This window comes from Flavobacterium sp. SP2 (assembly GCF_057626655.1).
Window position 1 is genome coordinate 80,034 of sequence record NZ_JBVHBT010000002.1, and the last position, 24,771, is coordinate 104,804.

A 24,771-nucleotide genomic window follows, 5' to 3' on the forward strand; every position below is an offset into this window, starting at 1 on the left:
TTTAATCAAGTTGTGTATTTGAAATAATTTTCTGTAAATTTTCTTCCTTTTTGTCGTTTCTCAGGCGTTTTGCAGATTTGGTAAAATAGGTATGTTTTTCAAAAAATGAAATTTGAATTTTATTCCAATCATTTCTACTAGAAATATTTAACTCTTCGAAAAGTTTTTCTGAGATTTCTTCAAAATCATCCCTTCCCAGATAATCCAAATCGGAATCTGCTAAAATTTCTTCCAAGTGATTGGTTGGCGTCTGCGGAATTTTGGTTGCCCTTATCATTCCTTTAATTTTTTGAATCTGCACTGCATTGTAATCAAAATGCGGCAAGATTTCTTCGGCAATAGCACCTGATATTGCTTCATGATTTTCTGCTTGAACTATAAATCCAGAATCATGAAATAAGGACGCTGTTTTTAATAAAATAGTATCTTCACGACTCACTTTTTCTAATTCAGCATATTTTATAGAAGCTCTGTAAACATCTAGAATATGATCTATATTGTGATATTTCAAATGTTTTGGCAATTCTAGTTCTAACTTTTTAAGAATGAATTCTTTTGCTTTTTCAAAAATCATCTATTTTCCTCTTTAGGTTCTACGAAATACATGTTAATTTTTCCTTTTCCTTTAACTTCAATTTCTCCTCTCTGAGTAAAGTAAAAATCTTTATCCACTAGTTTATAAGTGGATTCGCTAATATTTACTTTTCCGACAACTCCATTACTTTCCATTCGAGAAGCGGTATTTACTGCATCGCCCCAAATATCGTATGCAAATTTCTTAATACCTACAATTCCTGCTACTACTTCACCCGAATTTATTCCGATACGCATTTCAAAAAACGACTTTCCTTCTTGTTGTCTTTTCTCTTTGTACGTTTCAATAAAATCTCTAATTTCTAAAGCAGCATCAACCATTTTTTGAGCATGATTTCCATATTTTGCAGGAAGTCCGCAAACTGCCATATAGGAATCTCCAATAGTTTTTATTTTTTCGACACCGTGCTTGGTAATAATATGGTCAAATTCTTTAAAGCAATAATTCAATTCTTGAATTAATTCTGTTGAAGGTATTTTTTCAGAAAGTTTCGTGAAGTCTTTAAAGTCAGTAAACATTATAGAAACACTGTCAAAATGTTTGGCTTCCGAAGTACCTTTTTCTTTCAGTTCTTTGGCAATTTCGGCAGGTAAAATATTAAGTAATAAGTCGTCTGATTTTTGCTTTTCTTCCGAAATAAGTTTGTTGTCTTTTCTTTTTTGAACATACGCATATCCCGAAAACCCTGATATAAGGATAAAGAAACCAATTCCTCCAAAGGCGATATTTCGATTATTTTTTTCGTTTGCGAGTTCTTCTCTTGCTAGCGCATCTTTTTTATTTTGTTCTGCTTTCTGCAATTTTTCTTTTTGGTTAAATTCAAATTGCATTTGATTTTGAACTAGTAACTCCCTATTTTCTACAGTAGCTAAACTGTCTTTGTAAACTATATGTTTTTTGTATGCTTCGTATGCTTTTACATTATTACCTAAAAGCTCGTACGCTTCAGAAATAGCAGCATAAATCTTCTGTTTTTCAGAGTGATTTTTGGTTTTCGATAATTTCTGTAATGCTTTATCCAAATAGTTCAAACTTAAGTTCAACAGTTGATTTTTATTTTTTGGAAATGAATAATCAGCATTAATAAGATCCGTGTTTTTGGCTAACATTAGATAATTATAACCAATAGCCGTTTTTAATTCAATATCTAATTCTTTATCTTGTGTAATTTCTGGGCAAGTAGTTTCAGGCTTTAACAAATAGGTTAAGGCTTTTGCATATTCTTTTTGATTTTCAAATTCAGTTGCGATATAAGTATAAGATATAGATTTAGTAGTACAGTTATTTAATTTATCAACCACAGCAATAGCGTCTTCTAAATATTTTTTTGCTTGAGAAACATCATTAATTTTTATGTAAAGATTACTTTTTTTAGCTTTCAATGCAATTAAACGTAGTAGTGATTCTTTTTCAAAATAACGCTCTGCTTTATTGTACGCGATTAAAGCATTTTTATACTCTTTTACTTTTACATAATTATCCGCTAAAAGTTCTACTACATGAGCATAAAATATTTGATTTGTCCTCTTACTTTTTTCGATATAGTACACCGCCATTTCTAGATTTTTAACAGCTTCTTTATACTTTTCCTGTTTTGAAAAAATAGAACCAATTCCTAAATACACGTTTGATTTTTCTGATTCTGACGGATTCTCTTTTAGATAATCATCATAATTTTTAAGTGCTTCATTATAATTTTTTATGTCTAAATTATAACCACCTAAATTCAACAAAGTGTACTTAATATTGTTTTTGTCTTTACTTTTTTTAAACAACTCTAATGCCCTATTAAAGCTTTTAAGCGCATCCTTATTTTCCTTTGGATAATATGCAGCAAACTCACCCAAATGAAGATAGGCTAAACCTAAAATTCTGGAATCTCCTTTTTCATTGGCAAAAACAATCATTTTCTGAATAGTTTCCAATGCTTTTTTTGTATTTCCTTTCGCATCGTAATAGTTGCTTTCTACATTATATGCCTCTATTATTCCTTCCCAATAGCCAATTTTTTCAGAAATTGCAATTGCTTTTTTAGTATAAATACTATATTCTTCTATGTTCTTTTCAAAAGTATAATTATAACCTAGCTCATTTAAAATTTTTACTTTTGCGGTATCATTTTTTTCTTTAGAAAGTTTAGCTTTTAATGATGCAATTTCTTTTTCATATCCGATTTGTTGACCAAATAGATTGCAAAACATAAGCAGAAAAATAGACAGAAACCAATTTTTACTCATAAGTTTTATTTTTTTAATTCTATTAAAAAATTCACAGAATAATTTCAAATATCGTAAGCAATTTTCATAATTCCTACATTTTTATAAATTAAAAATAAAAAGAAATTTTGAACGCTAATTTTTTACTGTTATAGCAGAAACAATTAATTTTTTAGACTAAATTTTGGTTTAACGCTATCACCTTACAAGTTTTTAGAAAAAAAATGGGTTGCTCTATTATTAAAAAACCTGAAATTAAACTACTTTTTTTGATTGAGCATCAAAGCGACCTTACTATAAAGTTCAGGAAATTCCTGCCTGAAGCGTCTGGCGTCTCAATGAAATGCTCAATTACAACCGCAAGAAATTCAAAGGCATTTGTGTAGACATATACCCTAAAATAATTGGAATTTATCAACCGGTCTCGGTTTACGGATTATTGACCTCTTTATTGATCTGGGTGAACCATCTTGTAAAAATTGTAGCGCTGGCCTCGTCACTTTTTAAGGAATTGTAAAATTTAAATTGTTTCTGCAGAATATCAAACTTATTTATAGTCAGTACTTTCTTAGAAATATAGAAATGCACAAAAAAAGGCTTATTTGTAAACAAGCCAAAATTATGTTCTAAAAATGTGAAAACAATAGTAAAGAAAAGAATTACAATAATTATTAGTAGAAAAAAATTACTACAAAAATAAAAAAATCTTCCTTATATTTAAATTGTGACCGCGAAGGGATTCGAACCCCCAACCCTCAGAGCCGAAATCTGATATTCTATCCAGTTGAACTACGCAGCCATTTTTTAGATTTTTTGATTTTTAGACAATTGGATTTTTAGAATGATAATAATCTAATACCTCTAAAATCTAGTAATCTAATAATCTGTATTAAACCAATAATTTTTTTACAATTGAAGAAATTACTTTTCCTTCGGCTTGACCGCCAATTTGTGAAGAAGCTAATCCCATAACTTTTCCCATTGATGCAATTCCTGAAGCTCCAGTTTCTGCGATAATTTTAGCAATTACTGCTTCAATTTCATCTTCTGATAATTGGGCTGGCAAGAATTTTTCGATTACTGCTATTTGAGCCAGTTCTGGTTCGGCTAAATCTGGTCGATTTTGCGTAGTGAAAATTGAAGCGCTATCTTTTCGCATTTTCACTAGTCGTTGTAAGATTTTAATTTCGTCTTCTTCTGATATTTCTTCTTTACTGCCTGTGGCGGTTTGTGCTAACAATAATTCTGACTTAATGGCGCGCAACGCTTCTAGAGCAACAGTATCTTTTGCTCTCATTGCGGTTTTCATTTCGTCCATTAATTGTACTGATAAACTCATATTTTGAATTTTAAATTGTTGGTGTAATGCTGTTTAATTTTGTCAAAATGATTTAGAATCTAGCCCTGATGCAAGGGAAAAACTCCCAATTTTTTTTATTGGGATTTTGGAATAGCAGCAGGAAAATGGTGTGTTGAAAATGCCCAAGCCATTTGCTCCTAAATCTTTGCAAAGTTAAAAAAATAACCCGAAATTTCTACTGAACTTTCGGGCTACTTTAAATTTATTTTTTTCAATTAGTCTACGTTGTCATGTAGAAATGAATTGTTGGAACGCAATTGAATATCGTCATTACTGTCAGTTCCTAAAGACATTCTTGAATTATTATTGGTTGCCTGATTGGTTGAAACATCAAGACCTAAACGCTTGTAAGCTGGTTCTTTTTCAAGTTCATCAACACGTGATGGGTTGTTATGGAACTTGTAATTGAATTCTTTAAGCTTGCGTCGTCTTTCATCAGCACGCATTTTCAAAGTTTCTTCGATAGTCATTTCTACTGGCGACACCTCGTCAAAATGAGTAGCATAGGTTGGCGATTTAGGCTCCTCTACTTTCATTGTTATTTTCAGCTCTTCTGCAATTGGTTCTTCTACAACTGCTGCAGCTGGTTTAGATGACAACAAGTCGTTTTCGATTTCCATGTACTCTTCCAACGAATATTTGATAATTCCGTTTTCGTTTAACTCGGTTACAGGAACAAACTCGATGTGCTCGTTTACTTTAATATCTTTAGTTTCTTCTGTTAAGTCGAAAAAGATTTTATTTTCAGCAATTTTAGTTTCGGCTTTTGGCTCTGGTGTTGAAACTGGCAAATCGAATGTGAAAAGGTTTTGAATTTCTTCTCTTACTACTTGTGGCTCTACAACTTTTATGTCGTTTACAACTGGCGTAGTAAAGGTGAAATCAATATCTTTTATTGGCGAAACGATTTCGAAAGTAACGTCTAGGTTACGGATGAATTCGTTCATGGCAATCAACTCGTTATCGTTGATTTTGTTTACCACTGGTGCTTGTACCTCTTCTTCTAGTAATTCAAATACTATTTTCTCCTCTTTTTTTTCGATAGGTGCATCAATCATAGTTTGAAAAACATCAACTGATTTTTGCGTTAAATCGCGAACCAACTTTTGATCTTCTTCTAAGGAATGGATGATTTTTTTAGGCTCGGTATTTACGATTTCGTTTTGCTGTTCTACATTAAAACCAGTAGCAATAATAGTAACTGCAATTGCATCGCCATGCACTTCGTCTTCACCAACACCCATAATAATATTGGCGTTGTGACCAGCTTCTGCTTGGATATGATCGTTGATTTCTCCAATCTCGTCAATAGTAATTTCATTAGTTCCAGAAACGATAAGCAACAATACGTTTTTGGCTCCAGCGATTTTATTGTCATTTAACAATGGAGAATCTAATGCAGAAATAATAGCTTCTTTTGCACGGTTTTCACCACTTGCAATTGCTGAACCCATTATTGCTGTTCCACTATTAGCTAATACCGTTTTAGCATCTTTTAAATCGATATTTTGTGTGTAGTGGTGTGTAATAACTTCGGCAATTCCGCGAGATGCAGTTGCTAAAACTTCATCAGCTTTAGAGAAACCAGCTTTAAAGCCAAGATTTCCGTAAACTTCTCTTAATTTGTTATTGTTAATTACGATAAGCGAATCTACTTGCTTGCGCAAACGTTCTACACCTGTCAAAGCTTGCTCAATACGTACTTTACCTTCGAACTGAAACGGAATTGTTACGATTCCAACAGTTAGAATGTCACGTTCTTTGGCTAATTGTGCAATTACCGGCGCAGCACCAGTTCCGGTTCCTCCACCCATTCCTGCGGTGATAAAAACCATTTTGGTATTGCTGTCAAGCATTTTTTCGATTTCAGCAACGCTTTCTATTGCTGATTGCTGACCAACATCAGGATTTGCTCCAGCACCAAGACCTTCCGTTAGATTTACACCTAATTGAATTTTGTTTGGCACAGGACTGTTTTGTAAAGCCTGTGAATCGGTATTACAAACGATAAAATCTACGCCTTTAATACCTTGCTTGAACATGTGATTGATCGCATTGCTTCCGCCGCCACCAACTCCGATAACTTTAATTACATTTGATTGATTTTTTGGTAAATCAAATGAGATGCTTCCAAATTCTGAGTTGCTTATCATACTATTTTGGTTTTTGTTTTATTCTGTATTCTGTTTTATTTCTAGCTTTTTTTCTTTTCTTTTTCTTTTCTTTTTCTTTTCTTTTTCTTACAACACGAATTGCACTAATTAGCACTAATTCTCTGTTTTAAGTTATTTCACGAATTCTAAACTGTGAACTGAAAACTGCAAACTTCTTACTCAGCATTGTCTAAAAAGTCTTTGATTTTATCGACGTATTTATCGAAAAATGACTTCTTAATTTTGTCTTGAGTAGTTTCTTTTTCTTCTTGAACTTCTATAACTGGTTTTTCTTCAATTACAGCTTCGGCAATTACTTCTGAAACCACCGGCGGAACATATCTTGGCGTTGGTATGCTTTGCGTCATTTCAAGTTTGTAGGCACTTTGCGTATTGTTGGCAATGCTATTCATTACTAATCCTACTGCGGTTGCGTACAACGGACTTGAAATTTCTTCGCTTGAATTTCCAGCCAAATGTTCGTTTGGATATCCAATTCTAGTATCCATTCCAGTTATATATTCTACCAATTGCTTGATGTGTTTCAATTGCGCACCACCACCTGTTAGTACAATTCCTGCAATTAATTTTTTTCTTGGATCTTCGTGTCCGTATAATTTTATTTCAGTAAAAACTTGTTCAATAATTTCAACTACTCGAGCGTGAATTATTTTAGACAAATTCTTCAATGATATTTCTTTTGGTTCTCTTCCTCTTAAACCCGGAATTGAAACAATTTCGTTGTCTTTATTTTCTCCCGGCCAAGCTGAGCCAAATTTTACTTTTAACAAATCAGCCTGCTTTTCTATAATTGAACAACCTTCTTTGATATCTTCGGTAATTACGTTTCCACCAAAAGGAATTACTGCCGTATGGCGAATGATTCCGTCTTTGAAAATGGCCAAATCTGTTGTTCCGCCACCAATATCAATTAATGCAACACCTGCTTCTTTTTCTTCCTGACTCAAAACGGCATCTGCAGAAGCTAACGGCTCTAAAGTCAATCCTGACAATTCAATCCCAGAACTTTGAATACATCTTCCCACATTCCTGATGGATGATGCTTGACCAACTACCACATGAAAACTTGCTTCTAATCGCGCGCCAAACATTCCGATTGGTTCTTTAATTTCCGATTGTCCATCGATTTTGAATTCTTGTGGCAACACATGAATAATTTCTTCTCCAGGAAGCATTGCCAATTTATTAACCTGATCAATTAAAATCTGAATATCTTTTCCGCTAATTACTTCTTCAGGATTGCTTCTGCTGATGTAATCAGTGTGTTGAATACTGCGAATGTGTTGTCCTGCAATTCCAACCACAACATCATTAATTTTGTAACCTGAATTTTCTTCTGCCTCAATTACAGCTTGTTGAATAGATTGAATAGTTTGCGTAATATTATTTACTACACCACGGGCTACACCAAGACTTTTGGCTTTTCCAACGCCAAGAATCTCCAATTTTCCGTACTCATTTTTTTTACCAATCATCGCTACGATTTTCGTCGTACCGATATCCAATCCTACTGCAATATTTTCTCTTTCCATCATCCTCTTTTTATTTAGTGCAAACCACTTGTTGCGTAAATCTCAGATTTATTTTCTTATATTTTGTGAGCGTACTATCCAAAACTGCTTTCTGAAAAAACGCCTTGTAATTTTTAAATTTCTTTTCAATATTTACCGTTTTTCCAAATTCGATTTGATAATTAAAATTTCTATTCGTCATAATCAAGTCGTCGTTCGGCAAAATCTGTATGCCAATGATGTTTTTTTTAAGAAACTCATCGTCGTAAATCATCTTCAATAATTTGGATAATTTGGCTTTATTTTTTGCTGTTATTTCACCTGAAACAAGTGGAACTCTAGCAGTAAAATTATCGGACAAAGCCATTTTATTTCCCTCATAATCAATATAAAAAGAACCATTTTTATTGAACACTCTTGCCACAGGTGTTTTTTGAACCACCATTGCTTTCAAGACGCCATCAACACTAAGGAAAACCTCCGACTTCTGAACCATTTCTTGTTCATTGATGGATTTTTCCAATCTATCCAAATCTACTTCAAGTTTTTCAATGGTTTTTACGTCTGATTTATTTTCTATTAACAATTTATTAACCGTTTCTTGTTTAAGAAAATTGTTATTATCTCCAACAAAAACAACCTCTGATTTGACTAATTTTCGGTGTGAATTCCTATTTGCTGTGAAAGCATACAAGAATAAAACCAATCCAAAAATCAGCACTAATCTTAAATTTATCCAGATGTTTTTCCAGTTAAGATTTTTCATTTAATACTTTTTTTATTGATGGAACTAACTCGCCAATATCGCCTGCACCAATAGTAACAATTATGGTAGCATCGCTTTCTAAAATTGTGCCAATTAAGTGCTCTTTTGAAACTAATTTTTTGTTTTTATTCGTCATTTTTTCTAACAACCAACTTGATGTAATTCCTTCCATTGGCAATTCTCGAGCTGGATAAATATCCAGTAGTAAAATTTCGTCAAATTGTGACAGACTTTTAGCAAAATCCTCCGCAAAATCTTTAGTTCTACTGAACAAATGCGGTTGGAAAATTGCTAAAACTTTTTTGTTTGGATACAACTCACACACCGCTTGATGTACCGCATTAATTTCGGTTGGATGATGTGCATAATCATCAATGTAAACTAAATTTTCTGATTTTATTTGATAGGAAAATCTACGTTGAACTCCTTTAAATGATGCTAATGCTTTAACAATGGCATCGGTTGGGGAACCAAAAGTTTTTGCCATCGCTAAAGCCATTAACGCATTCAATAAATTATGTCTTCCTGGCAATCCGAAAGCTATATTTTCTATAATTTCTGATGGTGTTTGTACATCAAAAACATAACTGCTATTTTCTATTCGAACATTGAATGCTTTGAAAGTTGCCTCTTCATCAACTGCAATGGTCAAGCCTTCTAAATCCAATCCTTTTGGAACGAATAATTTGGTTTTATCTTCTACCTTATCGGCAAATTCTCTAAACGAATCCTCAATGGCTGAACTGTCACCATAAATATCTAAATGATCGGCATCCATTGATGTTACGCAAGCAATATTAGGATGCAGATGAAGGAATGATCTATCAAATTCATCAGCTTCAACAACCGTAATTGTTTTTCCGCTACCAATTAAATTAGAATGATAATTTTCTACAATTCCGCCAAGAAAAGCAGTTACATCGGCACCACTTTCATATAAAATGTGTCCTAAAATACTTGACGTTGTTGTTTTTCCATGCGTTCCTGCGACTGCAAAACAAAAAGTGTCTTTGGTAATTAATCCCAAAACTTCGGCACGCTTTTTAATTACATAATTTCTTTCTACAAAATAATTCCATTCAGAATGAGAAACTGGAACCGCTGGCGTAACTATTACCAAGGTATTTTCAACATAAAAGTCGTTTGGAATTGCACTTATATTATCTTCAAAATGAATGGTCATACCGCCAGCAATTAATTCATCCGTAAGCCTAGTTGGCGTCTTGTCATAACCTGAAACATTTTTACCAATGTTTTGGAAATAACGAGCCAAAGCACTCATTCCGATGCCACCAATTCCTATGAAATAGACGTTATGTATTTGGTTTAGATTCATTTTCAATTTCAATTTCAAAATTCAACTTCAATAGCAATTTTTAATTTCAATTTTATAAATTGATTTTTGCAATTGCTATTGAAATTGTTATTGTATTAGTTTTATTATTTCTTCAACTATATCTTTCGTTGCGTTGGGTTTACCTAATTTTTTCATGTTTTCAGTTAAACTTGCTTGCAACTTTTCATCGTGAATTAATTGGTTAAAAACTGTTTTGAATTTTTCGTCCAATTCACTTTCTTTTATTAACAACGCACCTTTTTTATCTACAATGGCTTTGGCATTTTTTGTTTGATGGTCTTCGGCTACATTTGGTGACGGAATAAAAATGGTTGGTTTTCCTACCAAACACAATTCTGATACAGATGATGCACCAGCACGAGAAATTACAAAATCGGCAGCAGCATAAATCAAATCCATTCGGTCTATAAACGAAACTACCTGCACATTTTCTTTTTCTGAAAAATGTTTGTATTCTGCCATGTAAAAATTTCCGCATTGCCAAAAAACCTGAACTTCATTGTCAATTAAAAAATCTAATTCTTTTTCAATCAACTGATTTATTCTTCTTGAACCTAGACTTCCGCCGAGAACCAATAGCGTTTTTTTATTTGAATCTAAATTGAAATAAGACAAAGCTTCACTTCGTTTTTCATCAATATCCAAAACATCTTGACGCACCGGATTTCCAGTAAAAACTATTTTATTTTTTGGAAAAAATCGTTCTAGATTTTCATAAGCAACACAAATTGCATTGGCTTTTTTACTTAATAATTTATTGGTAATTCCTGGATAGGAATTTTGTTCCTGAATAACTGTCGGAATATTGAAGCTATTGGCAACTTGTAACAATGGACCGCTTGCAAAACCTCCAGTTCCGATAACCACATCTGGCTTGAAGTTTTTTATTATTTTACGGGATTTCCATAAACTACTCATTAACTTTACTGGAAACATGGCATTGGAAAAAGTTAGTTTTCTTTGCAATCCTGCAATCCAAAGACCTTCGATTTTATAACCTGCTTGAGGCACTTTTTGCATTTCCATTTTGTCTTGCGCACCAACAAAAAGTATTTCGCAATCTGGGAAACGCAATTTTAATTCATTGGCAATAGCAATTGCTGGATAGATATGTCCTCCAGTTCCGCCACCACTTAATATGAATTTTAATTTTTTCATTTTATCTTTTTACACGAATTGCACAAATTTTCACTAATTTGTTGTATTCTTTATTTCACTAAAACTCTAGAGTTCGACTTTGTTGTTGTATTTGTTTTAACTTTTTCTCATTCCTTTAATTGCAAGCATTGGATTTTCTTCAATTGAATAATCTTCCTCCATAATTTTATCTTTTATGGATGCTTTCATCTGGTTTACTTTTTCTTGATTTGCATCAATTGCAACCACTTCTTCTTCATCTTCTTCTAATTGTTTATCGATAAGTCGTTGTAATGCTTCTTCGCGCTTTTCTTTTTCGGCAATTTCTTGTGCTACTTCTTCTTCTTTTCTAGTTACACTAATTATGATTCCAATTGCGATACAAGTCATCCAAACCGAACTTCCTCCAGAACTTATTAATGGTAATGTTTGTCCTGTAACTGGCAGCAATTCAACAGCAACGGCCATGTTTATCATTGCTTGAAAAATTATCGGAAAACCAAGTCCGACGACAATGAGTTTGCCAAATAACGTTGTAGATTTATGGGCTGCAATAATGAATCGAAACAATAATAAAAGATAAATCCCGAGAATTCCCATGGCACCAATAAGTCCGTATTCTTCGACAATTATGGCAAAAATAAAATCGGAAGAAGACTGCGGAAGAAAGTTTTTCTGAACACTTTTTCCTGGTCCGAGTCCGTAAATTCCACCTGTAGCGATAGCTGTTTTGGCTCTTTCTATTTGATAATAATCGTCGGCATCTTTTTCGTTATCGCCTTTATTGAAGAAACTATCGATACGTTTTTCCCATGTTTTTACACGATTGGGAAATGCATCTGGAAACGCTTTTACAACGAGAATGAAAAATGCGAAAGAAACCAACCCTAATCCGATAATTACGCCAATGTATTTTAATGGATATCTACCTATGAATGTTAGCATTAAAACCATTGCAAAAATTAACGCTGCTGTAGAAAAGTTGGCTGGAAGTATCAATAAAACCGTAATACCAACCGGTGTCCAAAGTTCCCACAATGAGGTTTTAAAAGTTGGCTCGATTTCTCTTTTTTTCGACAAGTATTTGGCAACATAAATATACAATACGATTGCTGCGAAGGTTGATGTTTGAAACGTAATTCCGATGAAAGGAATTCTGATCCAACGACTTGCATTGGCACCATCAATTACAGTTCCTTTTAATAATGTATAAACTAATAACAACCAAACTACTGGTAAAAATAGCATGGACAGTGCGCGGAACTTGTGATACGGAATTTTATGAATTTGATAAATAATAAAAAAACCGATAAAAATGTGAACGGCGTGCTTTACTAAATAGGTTAGTGCGTTTCCAGAACCGTGACGCATGTAGGCCAAATTACTACTTGCGCTAAAAACAGGCATAAACGAAAATAGGCCCAAAAGAGCAATGAATGCCCAAATGACTTTATCTCCTTTTAAACTGTTTATTAATTCTTTCATTTAATATTAGATATTAGATTTTAAATATTAGATATTTTGAATCTGGTGTATTAATTTATTTATTATTGAGTCTGTTATTAACTGTTTTTAGAGTTGAAACAAAAATTGCAACTAATTCATTAGCTTCTTTTTGCAAACCATTCAATTCTGATTGATTTATCCATTTCATCTCTTCTATAATTTCAAGCCAAAATTGAGTTTCATCTGCTTCTTCTAAAACTATATTTAACTTGGCTACAAATTCTCTATCACTTCTTGCTCTACAAACTGCTCTATAATTTGCTCCAACTGAAGTTGCACTTTTAGCAACTTGATTTATCACAACTCTGGTTGACATAAAATTCGGCATTTTTTCAATTAGATTTAAAACCGCTAATGAAAAATGCTTTGTTCTATTTTTAAGTTGTTCGTTTGTCATATCTAATATTTAAAATCTAATATCTGATATTACAAATTCCTAACTTCTCTTTTAAATTGATTTCCTCTGTCTTCATAATTCTCGAACAAGTCGAAACTGGCGCAAGCTGGCGACAATAAAACGGTGTCTCCTTTTTCTGCGATGTGTCTAGCGGTGTTTACGGCATCTTTCATATTGTCTACTTCAACCATCATATCGACTACGTTTCCGAAGACATTTATTATCTTTTTATTATCAACTCCAAGGCAGATAATTGCTTTTACCTTTTCGTTTACCAATGGTAATAATTCGGCGTAATCGTTTCCTTTATCAACACCACCAACTATCCAAACTGTTGGAGTTGTAACACTGTCTAGCGCAAAAAAAGTTGCATTGACATTGGTTGCTTTTGAATCGTTTATGTATTGCACATTTTGTATTTTCAGCACTTTTTCCAAACGATGTTCTACACCTTGAAAATTGGATAAACTTTCACGAATTGTTTGCTTTCTGATGCGCAAAATATTTGCCACAGAAGTTGCCGCCATTGCGTTTTTCATGTTGTGTTTTCCCTCAAGTGCTATTTGAGTTGTTTCCATTAAAAACTCTTCTTCGTTGATGTTGATTTCCATAGTGTCTTTGTTTAAAAATGCTCCGTTTGTGATATTTTTCGTTATCGAAAACGGAATTAATTGTGCTTTTACTTTATTGTTTTGTAACCAGTTTTGACTGGCTTCATCATCTGCATCGAAGATTAAAAAATCATCTTCGGTTTGATTCATTGTTATTCTGAATTTAGATGCGATGTAATTTTCATATTTGTATTCGTATCGGTCTAAATGATCTGGACTTATGTTGGTAATTATGGCAATGTGCGGCTTGTAATTTATGATTCCGTCCAACTGAAAACTGCTTAATTCCAAGACGTAGTAATCAAAATTTTCGTCGGCTACTTGCCAGGCAAAACTCTTCCCGATATTTCCACCTAATCCAACATTCAATCCTGCTTCTTTTAGCAAATGATAGGTTAGCATTGTTGTGGTTGTTTTGCCATTGCTACCTGTAATTCCTATTGTGACTGCGTTGGTGAATTGTGCTGCAAATTCAATTTCGGAAATTACTGGGATTCCTTTTTCTACCAGTTTTTTTATAATCGCTGCTTTATCAGGAATTCCTGGACTCTTCATTACAACATCGGCATTCAGAATTAATTCTTCTGTATGCTTTTCGTCTTCCCATTTTATGTCATTATCTATAAGAACTTGCTTGTAACTATTTTTTATTTTTCCGAAATCGGACACAAAAACATCATATCCTTTCTTCTTTCCTAGAATTGCTGTTCCAATTCCGCTTTCGCCACCACCGAGAATTACTAACCTCATATTAATTAAAAATTGAGAATTAAGAATTAAAAACCACTTTGATTAAAATTCATAATTAGTTTATATTTTACTCTTAAGAGTTATTATAATCTTTGCTAAGATTTTACAAATCTCTTCTGCTTCATTGTGAATACTTACAAACTCATTATTTGAAATATATTCGGTTTCTTTAAGAAGTTTTAACCAATAAATTGTCTCTCTTGCTTCTTTATATGAAATACTTAATTTTGATAAAAAATCTTTGTCAGATTGACCTCCAATAGATTCCTCAATATTTGCTCCAATTGATGTTCCAGATCTTAACAACTGTTTGCTTAAAACAAATTCTTTCTTCTCTGAAACTAAATATTTATATAAATTGATAATTCTAATTGCGAAAGAAAATGACTTCTGTTGAATTATGTTTTCTTTCATTTTATATATTCTTTATTTTAATTTTTAATTACTAATTTTTAATTCATTTAGCGTAGTTTCAAGGTTACTATCGAAACAATGGCAAGCAGAATTGTTACAATCCAAAAACGTGTTACAATCTTACTTTCGTGATAACCTTTTTTCTGATAATGATGATGTAGAGGAGACATTAAAAATATTCGTCTGCCTTCACCGAAGCGTTTTTTAGTATATTTAAAATAGGTTACTTGAATAATTACTGAGGCACTTTCGGCAAAGAAAATTGCACATAAAACTGGCAACAACATTTCTTTTCGAACCGAAATTGCTAAAACTGCAATGATTCCGCCAATGGTCAAACTTCCTGTATCACCCATAAAAACTGATGCTGGATAGGAATTGTACCAAAGAAATCCAATTAATGATCCAACAAAAGCTGCAATAAAAACGGTCATTTCACCCGAATTTGGAATGTACATTACATTTAGATAATTCGACAAAATAATATTACCCGAAATAAATGTAAAAATTCCTAGCGCAAGTACTGATATTGCTGATGTTCCAGCGGCTAAACCATCTATTCCATCGGTAAGATTTGCACCATTTGAAACGGCTGTGATGATGAATATTACAATAGGAATAAAAACCAGCCATGCCCAATTTTGATAATCGTCTGTAAATGGCTCTAAAATTTTAGCATACTCTAATTCATTATTTTTTGTAAACGGAATTGTGGTTACGGTCGATTTCACCTCAATTGGAGTTTGTGTAATTACATTTTCCGTTTGATTGAAGGTTATCGGTGAATTTGATTTTTCTCTAACAGTCACATTTGGACTGAAATACAAAACCGAACCAACTATTAATCCTAAACCAACTTGTCCAATTACTTTAAAAACTCCTTTTAAACCTTGTTTGTCTTTTTTGAAAATCTTAATATAATCATCAATAAATCCGATAGTTCCCATCCAAAGTGTGGTTACAATAAGTAAAATGATGTATATATTATTCAGTTTAGTTAAAAGAATAACCGGAATTAATGTAGCAACAATTATGATTAATCCACCCATTGTTGGCGTACCAGCTTTTTGAGTTTGACCAGCCAATCCTAGCTCACGAACAGTTTCTCCAACTTGCTGATTTCTCAAAAAATTGATAACTTTTTTTCCGTAAACAGTCGAGATCAGCAATGATAGAATCAAGGCTAAAGCAGAACGAAACGTTATATATTGAAACACTCCAGCTCCTGGAACGTCTAATGTTTTGTCTAAATATTCAAATAAGTAGTATAACATATCATCATTTTTTAAATTCCAATTTTTAAATTCCAAATTCCAATGGTTGGGTTTTGGAGTTTTAATTTTTGGAGTTTTACTATTTGTTCATTTGTTCTAAAATTTCCTTTACAATTTCCATGTCATCAAAATGATGACGAACGCCTTGAATTTCTTGATACGTTTCATGACCTTTACCTGCAATCAGAATTATATCATTTGGATTTGCCAATTGACAAGCCGTTTTTATAGCCTGTTTTCTATCTTCAATCGATAGTGATTTTTTGTAATTCTGAGGTTCAACGCCAGCTTCCATTTCAGCAATAATTACTTTAGCATCTTCCGTTCTAGGATTGTCTGATGTAATAATTACTTTATCGCTTAATGCTGATGCGATGTTGGCCATTATTGGTCGTTTCGCTTTATCTCTATCGCCGCCACAACCTACAACTGTTATCAATTGCTCGTTTTTAGTTCGGATATCATTAATGGTTTTCAATACATTTTCTAATGCATCTGGTGTGTGAGCATAATCGACAATCGCAGTAATATTGGAATTAGAAACTATAAATTGAAAACGTCCCGAAACACTTTCTAATTCTGATAACAACCGTAATACTTCTAATTTTTCTAAACCTAATTCGACTGCAGTTCCAAAAATTGCCAACAAATTATAGGCATTAAAAGTTCCAATTAATCGAACCCAAACTTCGTTATCATTAATTTTTAAAAGTAGACCCGACATTTGATTTTCTAAGATCTGCGCTTTATAATCAGCATACGATTTTAAAGCGTAAGTCAATTTTCTAGCTTGTGTATTTTGTACCATGACCATTCCGTTTTTGTCATCAGAATTCACTAATGCAAATGCAGTCTTTGGTAAAAAATCAAAAAACGCTTTCTTCACATCGCGGTATTCAGCAAATGTTGGATGATAATCTAAATGATCGTGCGATAAATTGGTAAAAACGCCACCTTCAAAATGCAATCCTTCGGTACGTTTTTGGTGGATTCCGTGCGAACTAACTTCCATAAAACAATAGTCGCAACCGTTTTCAATCATTTCATTTAAGTAATAATTGATGGTTAACGAATCTGGTGTGGTATGTGTTGCTTTATGTTCAACATCATTCACCATAATTTTAACTGTAGAAAGTAAACCAACTTTGTAACCTGCTTTTTTAAACAGCTGATATAATAATGATGCAATTGTAGTCTTGCCATTCGTACCAGTTATTCCAATTAATTTTAATTTAACTGATGGATTCTCGTAAAAATTGGTTGCCATAAAAGCCAAAGCCGAATTGGTATCTTTAACTTGTATGTATGTAATTCCAGACGTACTATTTTCTGGTAAAGTATCGCAAACAATTGATGTTGCACCAAGAGCAATTGCTTTTTCAATAAAATCATGACCGTTAGAAATTGTACCTCTTATCGCTACAAAAACATCATTTTGCACGATTTTTCTTGAATCAAATTCAATTTTGTTCACGGTAATTTCTGTCGAACCTTTTACAGATTCGATAGCTACTTTATATAATATATCTTTTAATGCAATCACGATAATTCCAATATTATAGTTGCGTTTTTTACAATTGTTTGTCCTGGTTGAATGGATTGCGATTTTACTTTCCCAATTCCTTTTACTACGACTTTAATTCCTAGATTACCAAGAAGTGCTACAGCATCCATTCCTGGCATTCCTTTTACATTTGGAATTTTATTTTTGATACTTTGTTCTTTAGTGTAATATTCTTTATACTTTTCTTCTTGTTTGGCAATTTTTCTATCGATGTTTTTTATCTCATTTGTTGATGGCGCATCGGTAAAAATTTTCTGCGCAATTCGTTTGAAAACTGGTCCAGCCACATCGGCACCATAATAATTATTCATTGACGTATTAGGTTTATGAACCACTACGATGCACGAATATTTAGGATTTTCTGCTGGAAAAAAACCAACGAATGAGGATATATAATGCTTGTCGTTTCCGCCATTGGTTCCATAATTTGCCTGAGCAGTTCCAGTTTTTCCTGCCATCGAAAAATCTTTAGAATATAGTTTTGCTCCAGTTCCACGTTTTACAACATTTTGCAAAAGCGATTTCAATTTTTTTATTGTTGCGTCCGAACATATCTTCGGATTAATAACTTGCTTGTCGTATTTTTTTATGGTTTTGTTCCATTCTTTGATTTCTGAAACAAATTGTGGTTTTACCATTTCACCATTATTTGCTACAGCATTGTATAAGGTTAATGTTTGCAATGGTGTAACTGCAACTCCATATCCGAAAGCCATCCATGGAAGTGAAATTGCACTCCAAGATGCATCTTTAGGTTGTGGTATTTTCGGAATTCCTTCACCTTGAAATGGTAATCCTAAGGGTTTGTTTAAACCTAAATTATCTATTCTATCAACAAATTGCTGTGGATTGTTTTTATAATTTTCATATACCGCTTGAACCAAAATTGTATTTGAAGAAACTTCAAAACCACGTCCTACAGATATTTTTCCGTAACCTCCTTCGTGTGAATCGCGAACTTTTTTACCTCTATAAACTATAGTACCGCCATTGCTATCGTACACTTTCGTGGTATCGATTTTATTGTCGTCTAATAGTGCTATCATGTCAACTAACTTAAAAGTTGAGCCAGGTTCATGCGATTCTGCTACAGCATAATTAATAGTTTCGTAGTAGTTACCCGATTTTTCGTCTCTTCCAAGATTTGAAATGGCTTTTACGTGACCAGTTTTAGTTTCCATAACTACAACACAACCGTGTTCTGCGCCATATTCTTCTAGTTGTTTTAAAAGTGCGTGATGCGCAATATCTTGGATATAAACATCGATTGTAGAAATCACATCGTAACCATCTTGTGGATCAATCTCGTTAATATCTCTGATAGGTTTCCACTGACCTTTTGCAATTTTCTGTTTTAATACTTTACCGTCTTTTCCGTTTAAGTATTTACCAAATGCGCCTTCGATTCCTACTCTTTTTTGGAGTCCGTCGTGATCAATTCTGTCGTAACCTATTGTTCGCTCGGCGATTATGCCAATTGGATGTTCGCGAACGGTTTTTTGTTCTACAATTATTCCGCCTCTATTAGCTCCTTTTTCAAACAATGGAAACGATTTAATTGCCGCATATTCAGTATAACTTAAATCTTCTGCCACCAATGTGTATCGGTTTTTGCTTGCTCTTGCTTTGCGAAAAAGCGATTGGTAAAACGAACTTGGCTTTCCTAATAATTTTGACAATGCATCCGATAATGGCGCAACGTTTTTCTCGAAATCTTCCGCTTTTGGCGTTACAGCATCAAAACGGATGGTGTAATTTGGAATTGACGTAGCGAGTAAGCTACCATCGGCAGAATAAATATTGCCTTTATTGGCAGGAATAATAAAATCTTTTACCGTTCTATCTTTAGACAATTTTCTATAATAATCGCCTTCTACCCATTGGATATTAGTTAGTTTCACCGTAATTGCGATCGCCATCAAAAAGAGAGCAAATGCAACCAAGTAAATTCGGTAAGAGATATTTTTATCTTCTACTGCCATAATTTTTGAAAGAAACTTTTTTCTTCAGGTTTTTTAACTTTTATTTTTTGTGGTGGAACCGATGCTGGAAAAATATTGCGCTCTTCCATTTTTTTAGAAACTGTCGATTCCATTTTTAGCTTCATTAATTCTGATCTTCTATCAACAAATTCAGAGCGTAATTCTTTAACTTCATTTGTTAAATCGGCAATTCTAAATATTTTTTGTTCAAAACGGTGCGTATTTGCAATCATAATAATAGCCAAAATCACTATAAATAGTATAAAACGCCAGTTCTTAGTGGCGTCTTCGTTTACAAGAAATCTTGCTTTTACTATGTTATAAATTCCGGTTTTCATTTGTTCTGTTTTTCACACGAATTGCACGAATTTGCACAAATTCTAAAACTTTATTATTTCACAAATTAAATACTGAACACTACTTACTTTTTCTCTGCAATTCTCAACTTGGCACTTCTTGCCCTATTATTGATTTTTATTTCTTCTTCTGATGGAACAATTAGTTTCCCAATTAACTTGAATGGAACTGAAAAGTTTCCGAAGAAGTCTTTTTCTGGTTCGCCTTCAAACATTCCGTTTTTCATAAATCTTTTTACCAATCTATCTTCTAAGGAATGGTATGAAATAACACTCAATCTTCCTTCTGGCTTCAAAATATCTAACGATTGCTCTAGAAATTCTTTAAGCACATCCATCTCTTGATTGACTTCAATTCGAATCGCCTGATATATTTGAGCAAGTACTTTATTCTTGAATTGATCTGGCAAAAAACGCTGTAAAATAAACTTCAAATCGTCGGTTGTATCAATAGCTTTTATTTCTCGAGCTTCAATAATTGTTCTTGAAAGCGCTGGAGCAATTTTCAATTCACCGTAATCCAAGAAAACTCTTCGCAAACTAGCATCGTCGTATTCGTTAATTACCTTGTATGCGTCCAATTCGTTTCGCTTACTCATTCGCATATCTAAACCAGCGTCGAAACGTGTCGAAAAACCACGTTCTGGAACATCAAATTGGTGTGATGAAACTCCTAAATCGGCTAAAATTCCATCAACACTTTTTATACCATGAAATCTTAGAAATCTCTTGATGTATCTAAAATTTTCCTGAATTAAAACGAATCGTTCGTCTGGCAAAGCATTTTCCCAAGCATCTTCATCTTGGTCAAAGCCAAATAGTTTTCCGTTTGGACCTAATCGGCTCAAAATTTCTCTCGAATGTCCGCCACCACCAAACGTAACATCAACATAAACTCCGTCTGGATTTATATTTAAACCATCAACGGTTTCTTTTAAAAGTACTGGGTTATGATATTCCATTGTCGTCGTCATTTACATTTCCCATTACTTCTTCAGCCAAATCGGCAAAGTCTACAACAGAATCATCAATTGCTTTTTCATACAAATCTTTATCCCAAATTTCAATAATATTTACTGCAGATGACAGCACGATATCTTTAGAAATTTGCGCAAAAGTTGTCAAATCTTTTGGCATCAATAACCGTCCTAAATTGTCAATTTCAACCACTTTTACACCAGCCGTAAAACGACGAATGAAATCGTTGTTTTTCTTAACAAACTTGTTTAACTTATTGATTTTTGTCATCATTAAATTCCATTCGCTCATTGGATACAACTCCAAACAAGGCTGAAACACCGAACGTTTCAAGACAAATCCGTCTTGAAGCGAAGCAGCAAGTTGCTTTTTGAAAGGCGCTGGCAAAAGCAACCTTCCTTTGGCATCAACTTTACACTCGTATGTTCCGATTATTGCGTTCAAAAAACAGTTTTTAAATGATAGGAACAAAAATATAAAATATTTTACCACATTTTACCACAAACTACCACTTTGTTGATAAGTTTTACCACTTTAACATTATTTTGAAAATGTGTTTTGCTGAATTAAAAAACAGAATGTTTAACAAAAAATTAAGAATAGTTACATTACTTCAATCAAAAGCTGATTTAAAGTTGTTTTATTGTGAATATTTTAAAGAAATTGCATAAAAAATGAATCTTTACAAATTGCACTTTTACGTTTTAAATGTTGATAATTAACGTTTTAATGATTTTAGATTACTACAAATCGCCATTAATACTGTTGAAAATATGAAGTAAACAATAGGATTTTCTATATAAACGAGTATATTTGTAACAATTGAAATTTGGACTTAAAAATGGATCTTAACGCTAAGAAAGACGGAAAATACAGTTATATTGAAGTAGGAGAAGGTACGCCGATTGTTATTCTACATGGATTGATGGGTGGTTTGAGTAACTTTGATGGAGTAGCGCACTATTTTCCTGCTAAAGGATATAAAATTGTAATTCCAGAATTACCAATTTACTCGCAAAGTTTGTTGAAAACTAATGTAAAGGCTTTCGCTAAATATGTAAAAGATTTTATAACGTACAAAGGTTATGAGCGTGTAATCTTGTTAGGAAACTCACTTGGCGGTCATATTGCATTATATCATACTAAAATGTATCCTGAAAAAATGCTTGGACTTGTAATTACAGGAAGTTCAGGACTTTATGAAAATGCAATGGGTGATACTTATCCGAGAAGAGGTGATTATGATTACATTCAAAAGAAAGCAGAAGATGTTTTTTATGATCCGAAAATTGCTACTAAAGAAATTGTTGATGAAGTGTACGCCATGGCAAATGATCGAATCAAATTGATCAAAACACTAACCATTGCTAAAAGTGCTATTCGTCATAATATGGCTAAAGATTTACCAAAAATGCATGTTCCAACGTGTATCATTTGGGGTAAAAATGACAAAGTTACACCACCAGAAGTTGCTGTTGAATTTGATAAATTATTACCAAACTCATCATTATATTGGATTGATAAATGTGGTCATGCCGCAATGATGGAACATCCTGCAGAATTCAATCAAGTGTTGGAAGATTGGTTGAAAAAAGTGAATTTGTAATTTAAAATTACATAAATCAACAAAAAGTAACATGAAAATTAATACCGCCGAATTTATAATTAGCAATTCTGATGTAAGTAAATGTCCTACAGAACGTTTGCCGGAATATGCTTTTATTGGTCGTTCTAATGTTGGAAAATCATCGTTGATCAACATGATTACCAACCATAAAAATTTGGCTAAAACCTCTGGAAAACCAGGAAAAACGCAGCTTATCAATCACTTTAAAATCAATTCGAATTGGTTTCTTGTCGATTTACCGGGTTACGGATATGCGAGAGTTTCGAAGAAAACTAAAGAAGTTTTTCAGGAATTTATTACCGATTATTTTGAAACCAGACAACAACTTGTTTGCGCTTTTGTACTAATTGACATTCGTCTTGAAGCTCAGAAAATAGATTTAGAATTTATAGAATACCTAGGCGAAAGTGAAGTGCCGTTTTGTATCGTTTTCACCAAAGCAGACAAAATTGGTAAAAATAAAGTAGCCATAAATGTGGCAGCTTACAAAAAAGAATTGCTTGCCAACAATTGGGAAGAAATGCCACCTTACTTTATAACCTCAGCAACTGATGGTACTGGAAAAGACGAACTTCTGAATTATATTGAAGAAATAAACGTTGAAGTTTACAAGGATTTAAATGAGTTTTAAGTAATGAAAAAAGTACTTTTCTTTTCATTAATTTCTACTTTATCCGGTAATTTATTTTCACAAGAACAAACTCCTGTAAGTGTTGAAAAATCCATATTTGGAATTCAAACTGGTTTTTTAGGAATTTGGGTTCACAACGAATCTCGCCTTTCTAATAAAATTGCATTGCGAAGTGAAATTGGAACTGATGTTGGAGTTACCTTAAATGCTAATGAAACCAAATTTGGACTTATTCCATCACTAAGAATAGAACCTCGATGGTATTATAATTTAGACAAACGAGTTACAAAAGGAAAAAATATTGCCAAAAACAGCGGAAATTTTGTAAGCCTAACGACAAGCTACAATCCAGATTGGTTTGTGATTCCCAAACTTGAAAATGTGAAGGTTATCAATACCATTTCTGTAATTCCAAAATGGGCAATAAAACGAACTTACGGGCAAAACTTTACTTTTGAAACTGGGTTTGGTTTAGGCTACATTTTTTATCTTGACGATTCTTTTCAAGAAAATGGTAATGTTGCCCCTGATCTACACTTAAGATTAGGCTACACCTTTTAATTCTAAAAAACCTCCTTTGCAATTGCCTTAATATTCTCCGCTTTTCCCATAGAATAATAATGTAAAACCGGAATTCCAGCAGCGACCAGTTCTTTACTTTGCTGCGTACACCATTCGATTCCTATTTGTTTTACAGCATCATTATCTTTTGCTTTTACAACTGCCATAATCAAATCGTCGGGTAATTCTAATGAAAAACGATGCGGAATCAGATTCAGTTGTTTCTTAGTTGCAATAGGTTTCAATCCCGGAATAATTGGAACTGTAATTCCTGCTGCACGAACTTTAGCTACATAATCAAAGAATTTTTTATTGTCAAAAAACATTTGCGTGATGATATAATCAGCTCCGTTTTTTATTTTCTGTTTTAGGAAGTGGATGTCGCTATCCAAACTTGGTGCTTCCATGTGTTTCTCTGGATAACCAGCAACGCCAATACAAAAATTAGTACAAGCCGAATTCTGTAAATCTTCGTCAAGGTAGATTCCTTTATTTAGATTGTTAACTTGTAAAACTAAATCGGTTGCATATTCATTTCCTTCACGTTCGGCTCGGAAATAGGTTTCATTCTTTAAAGCATCACCACGAAGAGCAACAACATTATTGATACCTAGGAAATCCAAATCTATCAATAAATTCTCAGTATCTTCTTTTGTAAATCCGCCACAAAGAATATGCGGAATGGCATCAACATCATATTTATTCTGAATTCCAGCACAAATTCCAACTGTTCCAGGACGCTTTTTTACAATTTTCTTTTGCAACAAACCACTTGGCAATTCCTTAAATTCATATTCCTCACGATGGTACGTCACGTCAATAAATGGCGGATTGAATTCCATCAACGGATCAATACTATCAAAAATAGATTGGATATTTTGTCCTTTCAAAGGCGGAAGAATCTCAAAAGAAAATAATGGTTTTCCGTTGGCGTTTTCTATATGTTCTGTTACTTTCATAATTTTAGTCGTAAAGTTTGAAAGTCGAAAGTCGAAAGTAAAAAA

General features: G+C 33.1%; 22 protein-coding genes and 1 tRNA gene. 3 read left to right on the forward strand and 20 right to left on the reverse strand.

The features are described from left to right. Position 1: 1 nt before the first annotated feature. The 19 genes from ACZ098_RS04805 to mraZ all read right to left on the reverse strand — a co-directional run bounded on the left by ACZ098_RS04805 (position 2) and on the right by mraZ (position 21,392). Positions 2-574, reverse strand: coding sequence for an HD domain-containing protein (locus ACZ098_RS04805; protein WP_487310604.1), 573 nt, complete (start codon positions 572-574; stop codon positions 2-4). Continuing rightward, complete coding sequence (locus ACZ098_RS04810) at positions 571-2,832, reverse strand: adenylate/guanylate cyclase domain-containing protein (protein WP_487310605.1); 2,262 nt, start codon at positions 2,830-2,832, stop codon at positions 571-573. Before ACZ098_RS04810 ends, ACZ098_RS04805 begins: the two co-directional genes overlap by 4 nt. Before the next feature lie 704 nt (positions 2,833-3,536). Continuing rightward, positions 3,537-3,610 (reverse strand) — tRNA-Arg (locus tag ACZ098_RS04815). Positions 3,611-3,700: 90 nt separating this feature from the next. Continuing rightward, entirely contained in the window at positions 3,701-4,150 is a 450-nt protein-coding gene (locus tag ACZ098_RS04820) for a GatB/YqeY domain-containing protein (protein ID WP_487310606.1), read from the reverse strand. Between the two features lie 236 nt (positions 4,151-4,386). After that, positions 4,387-6,324 (reverse strand): cell division protein FtsZ, encoded by a 1,938-nt coding sequence (gene ftsZ / locus ACZ098_RS04825; protein WP_487310607.1) that lies wholly within the window; start codon positions 6,322-6,324, stop codon positions 4,387-4,389. A gap of 176 nt (positions 6,325-6,500) precedes the next feature. Further along, a complete protein-coding gene (gene ftsA, locus ACZ098_RS04830; protein WP_487311206.1) occupies positions 6,501-7,877 on the reverse strand; it encodes a cell division protein FtsA in 1,377 nt (458 codons plus the stop codon). Positions 7,878-7,887: 10 nt separating this feature from the next. After that, positions 7,888-8,622, reverse strand: a complete 735-nt coding sequence (locus tag ACZ098_RS04835; RefSeq protein WP_487310608.1) for a cell division protein FtsQ/DivIB — start codon at positions 8,620-8,622, stop codon at positions 7,888-7,890. Further along, positions 8,609-9,958 carry a UDP-N-acetylmuramate--L-alanine ligase gene (gene murC, locus ACZ098_RS04840; RefSeq protein ID WP_487310609.1) on the reverse strand — a complete coding sequence of 450 codons (1,350 nt, stop codon included), beginning with the start codon at positions 9,956-9,958 and terminating at the stop codon, positions 8,609-8,611. The genes ACZ098_RS04835 and murC overlap by 14 nt, the downstream gene beginning before the upstream one ends. A gap of 87 nt (positions 9,959-10,045) precedes the next feature. Next, a complete protein-coding gene (gene murG, locus ACZ098_RS04845) occupies positions 10,046-11,137 on the reverse strand; it encodes an undecaprenyldiphospho-muramoylpentapeptide beta-N-acetylglucosaminyltransferase (protein ID WP_487310610.1) in 1,092 nt (363 codons plus the stop codon). A 96-nt stretch (positions 11,138-11,233) separates the two neighbouring features. Further along, positions 11,234-12,601, reverse strand: a complete 1,368-nt coding sequence (locus tag ACZ098_RS04850; RefSeq protein WP_487310611.1) for an FtsW/RodA/SpoVE family cell cycle protein — start codon at positions 12,599-12,601, stop codon at positions 11,234-11,236. Between the two features lie 55 nt (positions 12,602-12,656). After that, the gene (locus tag ACZ098_RS04855) at positions 12,657-13,019 is read right to left on the reverse strand and encodes a four helix bundle protein (protein WP_487310612.1); all 363 of its coding nucleotides are present in this window, start codon (positions 13,017-13,019) and stop codon (positions 12,657-12,659) included. A 29-nt stretch (positions 13,020-13,048) separates the two neighbouring features. Further along, complete coding sequence (murD, locus tag ACZ098_RS04860) at positions 13,049-14,380, reverse strand: UDP-N-acetylmuramoyl-L-alanine--D-glutamate ligase (protein ID WP_487310613.1); 1,332 nt, start codon at positions 14,378-14,380, stop codon at positions 13,049-13,051. Between the two features lie 60 nt (positions 14,381-14,440). Further along, on the reverse strand, positions 14,441-14,794 hold the full coding sequence (locus tag ACZ098_RS04865) for a four helix bundle protein (protein ID WP_487310614.1): 354 nt from the start codon (positions 14,792-14,794) through the stop codon (positions 14,441-14,443). Between the two features lie 47 nt (positions 14,795-14,841). Next, a complete protein-coding gene (gene mraY / locus ACZ098_RS04870; RefSeq protein ID WP_487310615.1) occupies positions 14,842-16,068 on the reverse strand; it encodes a phospho-N-acetylmuramoyl-pentapeptide-transferase in 1,227 nt (408 codons plus the stop codon). Between the two features lie 79 nt (positions 16,069-16,147). After that, positions 16,148-17,611 carry a UDP-N-acetylmuramoyl-L-alanyl-D-glutamate--2,6-diaminopimelate ligase gene (locus ACZ098_RS04875; RefSeq protein WP_487310616.1) on the reverse strand — a complete coding sequence of 488 codons (1,464 nt, stop codon included), beginning with the start codon at positions 17,609-17,611 and terminating at the stop codon, positions 16,148-16,150. Then, positions 17,608-19,614 (reverse strand): penicillin-binding protein, encoded by a 2,007-nt coding sequence (locus ACZ098_RS04880; RefSeq protein ID WP_487310617.1) that lies wholly within the window; start codon positions 19,612-19,614, stop codon positions 17,608-17,610. The genes ACZ098_RS04875 and ACZ098_RS04880 overlap by 4 nt, the downstream gene beginning before the upstream one ends. Further along, entirely contained in the window at positions 19,605-19,952 is a 348-nt protein-coding gene (locus ACZ098_RS04885; protein WP_487310618.1) for an FtsL-like putative cell division protein, read from the reverse strand. Before ACZ098_RS04885 ends, ACZ098_RS04880 begins: the two co-directional genes overlap by 10 nt. Positions 19,953-20,035: 83 nt before the next feature. After that, positions 20,036-20,944: a 16S rRNA (cytosine(1402)-N(4))-methyltransferase RsmH gene (rsmH, locus tag ACZ098_RS04890; protein WP_487310619.1), complete on the reverse strand. Its 909-nt coding sequence runs from the start codon at positions 20,942-20,944 to the stop codon at positions 20,036-20,038. Next, positions 20,919-21,392 (reverse strand): division/cell wall cluster transcriptional repressor MraZ, encoded by a 474-nt coding sequence (gene mraZ, locus ACZ098_RS04895; RefSeq protein WP_487310620.1) that lies wholly within the window; start codon positions 21,390-21,392, stop codon positions 20,919-20,921. Before mraZ ends, rsmH begins: the two co-directional genes overlap by 26 nt. A gap of 397 nt (positions 21,393-21,789) precedes the next feature. Between mraZ and ACZ098_RS04900 the strand changes: the two genes are divergently transcribed. The 3 genes from ACZ098_RS04900 to ACZ098_RS04910 are packed head-to-tail and all read left to right on the forward strand — an operon-like array spanning position 21,790 to position 23,767. Then, positions 21,790-22,554: an alpha/beta fold hydrolase gene (locus ACZ098_RS04900; protein ID WP_487310621.1), complete on the forward strand. Its 765-nt coding sequence runs from the start codon at positions 21,790-21,792 to the stop codon at positions 22,552-22,554. Between the two features lie 31 nt (positions 22,555-22,585). After that, complete coding sequence (yihA, locus tag ACZ098_RS04905; RefSeq protein WP_487310622.1) at positions 22,586-23,206, forward strand: ribosome biogenesis GTP-binding protein YihA/YsxC; 621 nt, start codon at positions 22,586-22,588, stop codon at positions 23,204-23,206. Between the two features lie 3 nt (positions 23,207-23,209). After that, the gene (locus ACZ098_RS04910) at positions 23,210-23,767 is read left to right on the forward strand and encodes a hypothetical protein (protein WP_487310623.1); all 558 of its coding nucleotides are present in this window, start codon (positions 23,210-23,212) and stop codon (positions 23,765-23,767) included. A gap of 2 nt (positions 23,768-23,769) precedes the next feature. Here ACZ098_RS04910 and metF read toward each other — a convergent pair whose 3' ends face one another. After that, positions 23,770-24,726 carry a methylenetetrahydrofolate reductase [NAD(P)H] gene (gene metF, locus ACZ098_RS04915; protein WP_487310624.1) on the reverse strand — a complete coding sequence of 319 codons (957 nt, stop codon included), beginning with the start codon at positions 24,724-24,726 and terminating at the stop codon, positions 23,770-23,772. Between the last annotated feature and the right edge of the window lie 45 nt (positions 24,727-24,771).